General features: G+C 37.1%; 2 protein-coding genes. One reads left to right on the top strand and one right to left on the bottom strand.

The window, feature by feature from the left end; translation table 11 throughout:
• Positions 1-15: 15 nt before the first annotated feature.
• A complete protein-coding gene (locus ABEW34_RS19510; RefSeq protein ID WP_430160976.1) occupies positions 16-426 on the bottom strand; it encodes a MerR family transcriptional regulator in 411 nt (136 codons plus the stop codon).
• Positions 427-596: 170 nt separating this feature from the next.
• On the opposite strand from ABEW34_RS19510, the gene ABEW34_RS19505 reads away from it, so the two are divergent.
• Positions 597-1,718, top strand: a complete 1,122-nt coding sequence (locus ABEW34_RS19505; RefSeq protein ID WP_430160974.1) for an NADH-dependent flavin oxidoreductase — start codon at positions 597-599, stop codon at positions 1,716-1,718.
• Positions 1,719-1,771: the final 53 nt, after the last annotated feature.

Below are 1,771 nucleotides of genomic sequence, written 5' to 3'. Positions count from 1 at the left end.
AGATATTAGCTGGTTTTAGCTTAAGTAACCGTGACATTTAAAGTTATAGTTGGGATTTTTCATAACCTCTTCTTTCTGAAGTTCATACATGGCTATTTTATAGTTTATTTCTTCCAAGTGTTTAAAACTTTCGTCAATTTTCTTCTGCACTTCCAATTTATGCTGCATCAACATTTCTTCTCTTTGCAAGAAGGTAGGACTTCCTAATTCATAAAGTTCCTTGTAATCCTTTATTTTTGAAAGAGGCATTCCTGTCTCTTTGAGACAACGAATAAAAGAAATCCAGTCTATTTGTTGTTCGTTATAAACTCTACGGCCTTTTTCGTCACGAGATATATTGGGTAATATCCCTTGCTCTTCATAAAATCTAAGTGTCTTTGCAGATACATTAAAATTCTCCACTACATATGTCATCGAATACAACATCTACTTGGCCCACCTTTAGTTACAGTTACTGTAACTAAATATATATCATATGGAGTGTGATAAGACAACTATTCTATTTGTAATCATATAAAAAATAAATCCTTTACTTACCGTAACGGTAACCAAATACACTTAAATAGAAAAGAAAATATGATAGCGAGGTTAAAGAAATGAATCAAAAATACAGTAGGTTATTTGAATCCTTCACATTCAGAAGTGGAATAACAATAAAGAATAGTATCGTAATGGCACCTATGACAACCTGGTCAAGTAATGACGATCTTACCATTTCGGATGACGAAGTAAAGTATTACAAAAAAAGAGTGAACGGGGTAGGACTAGTCATTACAGGGTGTACTCATGTTACACCTAATGGGCAGGGTTTTACGAATGAATTCGCTGGGTACAATGATGAATTTACTCCAAGCTTACGAAAATTAGCTGAGGCAGCGAAAAGTGGAGGCTCTCCTGCGATCCTACAGATTTTCCATGCTGGCAATAAAGCCTTGCCTGGATTGGATGCAGTTAGTGCGAGTGCATTGCAACCCGAACTTACTAATTTAGGTCCAACTTCAGAAACAAGAGAATTATCACATGAGGAGATCTTGTCGATTGTACGTGCTTTTGGAGACACAACAAGACGAGCGATTGAAGCTGGATTTGATGGCGTTGAAATTCATGGAGCTCATGGATTTTTAATTCAGAATTTTTGGTCGCCAGCAACGAATCAACGAACAGACCAATGGGGAGGGTCACTTGAAAATCGCTTGCGTTTTCCGTTAGCGATTATTGAAGAAATCAAAAATGTCATTAAAAAACATGCTGCAAAACCATTCATAATAGGATTCCGAATCTCACCTGAAGAATCCTCTAAAGTGAACGGATTACGTATGAAAGACACGTATGAATTAATAGATTTCCTTGTTGAACAGGATTTAGATTATATACATGCTTCATTAGATAATGTGTCTTCAAAGCCAGTAGATAGTCAAGATGAAAAAACACGACTTGAATTAATTCTTGAAAGAGCAAATGGTAAGGTACCTGTGATGGCTGCTGGTTCCATAATAACACCGGATGATGCGCTTAAAGCTATGGAATTAGGTTTGCCGCTTGTGGCCATTGGGCATGCGTTAATTATGGATCCTAATTGGGTTGAGAAGGTCGCAAATGGACGTGAAGCAGAGGTGGATTCTGAGTTGAACGTTTCGAAACTCGACCAGCTTAATATTCCAGAAAAACTTTGGAATGTATTTCAAGCAATGCCAGGTTGGTTTATTATTAGTAAATAAAGAGTAGTCCTAAAGGCTACTCAGATTGACGAGAGGGGCTGTCCAATAAGTCC

Source organism: Paenibacillus algorifonticola (assembly GCF_050481745.1).
In the GTDB taxonomy this organism is placed as follows: domain Bacteria; phylum Bacillota; class Bacilli; order Paenibacillales; family Paenibacillaceae; genus Pristimantibacillus; species Pristimantibacillus algorifonticola_A.
The sequence above is the reverse complement of the archived record's forward strand: the minus strand, read 5'-3'. Positions and strand labels throughout refer to the sequence as shown.